Here is a 6,052-nt window from a genome sequence, read left to right on the forward strand (position 1 = left end):
AATATCGACATGATCACATTGCCCTCCGAGGACCCGGCCCCCTGCTTTTCCCGGACGTCCAGTTCGTCGAATATCCTGTGTTTCAGGAAATGCCGCCAGTTGGGCGGCACGCGAGCGAGCACCGCCGTGAGCGCCGCATAGCGCTCCGGAGTCCAGGACCGCTCGAACTCGTCGCGCCCCGGCCCGTAATCGAAGTGGGGATACTGCTCGGGCCGGCAGGCCTCGGCTTCCTTCCGGAGCTGGTGGGTGCCATCCTCGTCGATTTCACCGTCGACGATGGCGACGTAGTAGTCGTCCCGCGCCTGCTGCACGGATACGTAGCCGCACTTCACGTCACGCAGTACGCTTTCCGGGTCCCGTTCGTAGGCCGGCCCGTAGCCGCCCCCGCCGCAGCCTTCCAATCGGATGACATCGCCCGGCTGGCAATGAATGAGATCGTTCACGCCCAGGTCTTCTTCGCGATCCGTATCCGGATTGCGGGTAAAGCGCGACACGGAGCCGGCCTTGCCGCCGAGCACGCCCCAGGAGCCGAACCGCGATTTGTCGCGGTTGCGGGCCGTGATGATGGTGTTGGGCGCGAATACCTTGAACTCCATCACCGTGCCCAGGCCACCCCGGTACTTGCCGGCGCCCGCACTGCCCGGCACCAGGCCGTAGCGGGTAATGCGGATGGGCACCTCGGCCTCGTTGATCTCGACCGGCGTATTGCGCAAGAACGCGACAATGGCGCCCGACGCCTCCGAACCGTCGCCTTGCGCCGATCCGCCCGCGCCGCCGCCCACCGGGCCGAGGGCAGCGATAACGCTGTTGCCGTCCGACGACGTGGTGCGAACGTTGACGATGCTCATCCCGCCTGCAGGCGAGGCCGGCATGAGGTCCGGCAACGCACGCGAGAACGCACCGATCGTGGCGTACTGAACGACCTTGCACGTCAGGCTGCGCATTCCCACTGCGGCGGGAGGCAGGGGATTGACGACAGTACCCTCCGGCAGGACGCAGCGCGCCACCCGCAGCATACCGGCATTGAGCATAATGTCGGGATTGAGCGTGTAGAGCACGTAGTTGAGCCCCACCAATGCCAGCACATGCCGCTCCTTGCCGCCGGTGGGCATATTCAGCGAAGAGTGCAGCTGCGGATCGCTACCGGTGAAGTCGAACTCCAGGTCGCTGCCGCGCACCCGCACGGTGAGCATCACGCGCAGCGGCTTGCCCTTGGCGGAATCCTCGTCGGCGAACTCAGCAAAGGGATAATCGCCGTCGGGGATCTCCGACACCAGGGTGCGCGCCTGCTCCTCCGAATAGTCCAACAGCGCCTGGATGCCTTCCTTGAATGCCGCGGCGCCGAAGCGCTCGATGATCTCAAGCACCCGCCGCTCGCCGGTCATCAGCATGGCGATCTGCGCATTCAGGTCGCCGCGGTTCTGCTCCGGTGCTCGGACGTTGATCGCCATGAGCTGCATGAGCTCTTCGTTGAGCACGCCCGCGCGCACGATCTTGGTCGGCGGAAAGCGTATGCCTTCCTGCTGGATTTCGGTCAGGGTGCGCGACAGCGAAGCCGGCACGGCCCCGCCCATGTCGGTGTTGTGCACGTGGCCGCCGACGAAGCACATCAACTCGCCTTCGTAGAACACCGGCTTCCACATCATGACGTCGGGCGTATGGGTCGCCACGAAGCCGCTGTAGGCATCGTTGGTCATGCCGACGTCGCCCGGCTCGAAGGGCCCGGTCATTTCGATGACTGAACCGAAGTCCAGGCCCGGATACCAGGTCGCGCCCAGGGTCTTGGGCGACGCGAAGGTCAGGCCCTCCGGCGTCATCAGGGTGCAGGAGAAGTCTTCCGTTTCCTTGATGAAGGCCGAATGCGCCGTGCGGATCAGCGTATAGGCCATGCTTTCCGCGGCCGCGACGCAGTAGTTGGCGAAAATCTGCAGCGTGGATTTGTCAAACGTCATAACTCATGCTCCTGCCTGGCCGTCGGCCGAAATCTCCAGGTTGCCGTAGATGTCCACCGCTACGGAATAGCCGGGCAGCACGGTGGTCGTGCAATCGTCCTGGGCAACGATGGCCGGCCCTTCGAACGCGTGGCCGGCCAGGAGATCCGCGCGGCGGTACAAAGGCACCGTGCGCAATGCGCCGTCCAGCCATACTTGCAGCATGCCCGATGCGGCAGGCGCGCCCTTGCCGCGCGGGATTTCACGCAGGCCCGGCTTGGGGGTGGGCGACGTAATGACCAGCCGCAAGGCCACCACCTGCAGCGGCGCGGTCTCGTCGCTATGCCCGTACAGGCGCTTGTGCTCGGTGTGGAAGGCCCGGCCGATCGCGGCCATGTCGCAGTCGTGCAGCCACTGCGGCTGCAGCGGCGTGTCGATTTCGAAGGACTGGCCCCGATAGCGCATGTCGGCCGACACGTCGATGAGCGCCTGGTCGGCATCGCCGCCCTCGGCCGCGAGCCAGGCGCGCGCCTGCGCTTCCAGCTCGTGCATTTCGGCTTGCAGGGCCCGGAGGGTATCGGGTGTGAGGTCGTAGTAGGTAGTCTTGACGAAGTCGTTCTTCAGGTCGGCGATCAGGCCGCCCAGCGCCGACAGCACGCCCGGCGTAGTGGGCACCAGCAGCTTGTTCACGTTCAGCGCGCGCGCCAGGTAGCACGCCATCATGGGCCCCGCCCCGCCGAAGGGCATCAGCGTGAACTCCCGAGGGTCCACCCCGAAGCGCGAGATGATGCGACTTACGCCAGCGTACATGCTGGACACGGACACCTCGACGATGGCTTCGGCGGTCTCCAGCACGTCCTTGCCCAGCTTCGCAGCCAGCGGCGCGATCGCCTCGCGCGCAGCCTGCACGTCGACCTTGACCGCGTTGTAGCCCAGCTCCGCGTTGCCGATGACCCCCATGACAGCGAAGGCATCCGTAATGGTGGCCTGCTTGCCGCCCCGCCCATAGCACACCGGCCCGGGGTTGGAGCCGGCGCTTTCCGGGCCCACCTTGAGCACGCCGAAGCGATCCACCCAGGCGATCGAGCCGCCGCCGTCGCCGACCGACGATACCGACACGGAGGGAATATGGATCTGGAATTCGCCGATGTATTCGCCGGTGGCGTATTGCGGCTGGCCGTCGATGATCAGCGCCATGTCGGCCGTGGTGCCGCCGATGTCCAGGCTCATGCAGCGCTTGACCCCGCACTGCTGGGCCACGTAGGCCGCGCCGATCACGCCGGAAGCGGTGCCCGACAAGATCATCTGCACGCAATTCTGCTTGCCGTACTCGGCGCTCATCACGCCGCCGTTGGACTTGGTGACCTTCAGGTCCACGCCCACCCCGGCCCGCGCAAGCGCGCCCTGCAGGCTGGTCAGGTAGTGCGACACGCGAGGCTGCACGTATCCGCCGATGACCGCGGTGAGTGTGCGCTCGTATTCCCGTATGATGGGCCAGACTTCATGCGAGCACGACACGAACATGCCCGGGATGGCGGACTGGATAAGCTTCTTGACCTGCTGCTCATGCGCGGGGTTGCGGTAGGCGTGCAGCAGCGAGACCACGACGCCCTCGCAGCCGGCGGCCTGCAGGGCCTGGGCTGCCGCCAGCACGCTGGCTTCGTCCACGGGCGTATCTACCGTGCCGTCCGCCGCCATGCGCTCGACCACGCCGAACACACGGTCGCGGGTGACCAGCGGCGCCGGCCGCTTGGACTTCAAGTGGTACATATCCGGAATCTTCAAGCGCGCGATCTCCAGCACGTCCTCGAAATTCCGTGTCGTGACCAGGCCCAGCTTCAGGCCCTTGCGCTGCACGACCGCGTTCACGCCCACAGTGGTGCCGTGGGTGAAATACGCGACGTCCGCCGGATCGATACCGTAGCGTTGCGCCAATTGCGACATACCGGCAAGCACTTCGCTGCCGGGTTCGTCCGGCCGTGAGAACACCTTCAGTGTCCGGATCGTCCGGTCAGACTCGTCTAGCACCGCGAAATCGGCGAACGACCCGCCGATATCGACTCCGATTCTCAAACCCATCCTTTTTGCCGCCTTGATACGAGAGTTGCTGGTATGAACGCAGCGAGTTTAAGAACTGCCCCACCATATGACAAATCCGCATACGGCAGGATGTCATGCAATTTTGATATACCGGTCGAATTCTCCCACGGCATATCAAAACCGCATGAGGGGTCGAACAATACGTATTTGAGGGCATCGCAGATAGTTCATAGACTTGGCTGACCAGCCAGCACGCGCTGCTTCCAGAATTGCCACAAGGGGAATTGCCATGCAAACGAGCAGAAGAGACTTTCTTTCCATGTGCGCCACCGCAAGCGCCATGGCCGGCCTGCCCACGCTCTCGTGGGCTTCGGAATCACCCAAGCGCGGCGGACACGTCCGGTTCGCAGTTCAGAACAGGTCCATATCCGATACCCTGGATCCTGCCAAGGGCGCCCACTCGGCGGACTGGACCAAACAATTCTGCCTGTTCAACGCGCTGACCGAATTCAATGATTCGATGATTCCGGACCTTGCGCTGGCAGAACGCCTGGAGAGCACGGACGGCGCGCATTGGCGCATCGTCCTGAAGCAAGGCATCCATTTCCACGATGGCGCGGAGCTGACGGCCGAAGACGTGGTGTATTCGCTGGCCCGCCACAAGGATCCCGCCACGGCATCCAAAGGCTACGCCATCGCCAGCGGATTCACCGAGATAAAAGCGGTGGGCAAGTACGAGCTTGCCCTGACCATCTCGAAGCCCAATTTCGACCTGCCTGCGGTGCTGGGAAGCAGCTACTTCCTCATCGTGAAGAACGGCACCAAGGACTTCAGCAAGCCGGTCGGCACGGGGCCGTACGTGCTCGAGTCCTTTGTCCCTGGCGACAAGTTCACCGCCAAGCGCAACCCCAACTACTGGAAGTCCGGTCTGCCGTACCTGGATTCGGTGGAGATCATCGGCGTTCCCGACAACGCCGCGCGGGTCAATGCGGTGCTGGCCGGGGACATCGACATCTGCTCCCTGGTCGAGAACCGCTATGCCAAGCAGGTCGACGCCAGCAAGAATGTCGACCTGATCGTCAACAAGCTATCGCTTTATACGAATCTGATCCTTCGCCAGGACAACCCCATCACCGGCAACCAGGATTTCGTTGCGGCCGTGCGCTACATGCAGGACCGCAAGCGTATGCTGGACAGCGTCATGCAGGGCTATGGCGCCATCGCCAACGACCATCCCGTCGCGCCCTGGGACCCCTATTTCCTGGAAGACCTGCCGCAGCGGCCCTTCGACCTGGACAAGGCCAAGTACCACATGCAGAAAAGCGGCCTGGCCGGCCAGACCATGGAGGTCATCTGCCAGCCCGGCATCCCGGCGTCGCTGGAAGGCGCGCAGTTCCTGCAGGGATTCGGCGCCCAGGCGGGTTTCAATTTCAAGATCAGGCAGGTTCCCACGGACGGCTACTGGTCGACGTACTGGACCAAGTTTCCGATCACCTACGGCTCGATTTCGAACCGGCCCAGCGTGAGCATGATCTTCGACCTGTTCTACCGCTCGACTTCGAGCACCAACGAGGCCCAATGGAAAGACCCGCGACTTGACCAATTGCTGGACGCAGCCGGCGCCGAAGGGGACTTCGCCAAGCGCAAGGCCATCTACGGCGACATGCAGACGCTGGTGCACGAAGAATCGGGCACCATCATCCCCGTGTTCACCGCCATCCTGGACGGCGTTTCCAGACAGATCCGGGGTTACAAGCCCAACCCTTCCGGCATGAACATGGGCTACCGCTTCGCCGAATCGATCTGGCGAGCATAGCGGGGACCGTCCGGGGCAGCGCAGCCGCAAGGATCATCGATTCTCGCGGCTTTTTTCATCCGGTACCCGCAAGGGCCGCCCGGCGCACGCCCAGGCGGCTGTCCGCCTCGTCCAGCCAGCCCGGGCGCAGCTCCGGCACCGAATCGACCAGCAAGCCGGTATAGGGATGGCGCGACGGCTCCATCAGCGCGCCGCGTTCGCAGGAATCCACCTTGCGCCCCTGGTAGAGGACGGTGATTTCGTCGCAAGTGGTCCGCACCGTAGA

Annotated in this window: 3 protein-coding genes and 1 pseudogene; 1 reads left to right on the top strand and 3 read right to left on the bottom strand. The window is 64.0% G+C overall.

Annotated elements, in window-relative coordinates:
* On the bottom strand, positions 1 to 1,952 hold a 1,952-nt coding region (locus tag Q0319_RS10765; RefSeq protein WP_299452393.1), incomplete at its 3' end, for a hydantoinase B/oxoprolinase family protein.
* A 3-nt stretch (positions 1,953 to 1,955) separates the two neighbouring features.
* Positions 1,956 to 4,010: a hydantoinase/oxoprolinase family protein gene (locus tag Q0319_RS10770; protein WP_299452396.1), complete on the bottom strand. Its 2,055-nt coding sequence runs from the start codon at positions 4,008 to 4,010 to the stop codon at positions 1,956 to 1,958.
* Positions 4,011 to 4,260: 250 nt separating this feature from the next.
* Here Q0319_RS10770 and Q0319_RS10775 point away from each other — a divergent pair, with 250 nt between their 5' ends.
* Positions 4,261 to 5,787 (top strand): ABC transporter substrate-binding protein, encoded by a 1,527-nt coding sequence (locus Q0319_RS10775; protein WP_299452399.1) that lies wholly within the window; start codon positions 4,261 to 4,263, stop codon positions 5,785 to 5,787.
* 55 nt (positions 5,788 to 5,842) lie between these two features.
* On the opposite strand, the pseudogene Q0319_RS10780 reads toward Q0319_RS10775, so the two are convergent.
* Positions 5,843 to 6,052 (bottom strand): annotated as a pseudogene (locus tag Q0319_RS10780) (ABC transporter); the annotation flags it as partial.

It is taken from the genome of uncultured Pigmentiphaga sp. (genome assembly GCF_937950555.1).
Lineage (GTDB): Bacteria > Pseudomonadota > Gammaproteobacteria > Burkholderiales > Burkholderiaceae_B > Pigmentiphaga.

Coding starts and splice junctions, on each gene's coding strand:
- Q0319_RS10775 (WP_299452399.1), top strand. CDS start 4,261: ATGCAAACGAGCAGAAGAGACTTTCTTTCCATGTGCGCCACCGCAAGC.
- Q0319_RS10770 (WP_299452396.1), bottom strand. CDS start 4,010: ATGGGTTTGAGAATCGGAGTCGATATCGGCGGGTCGTTCGCCGATTTC.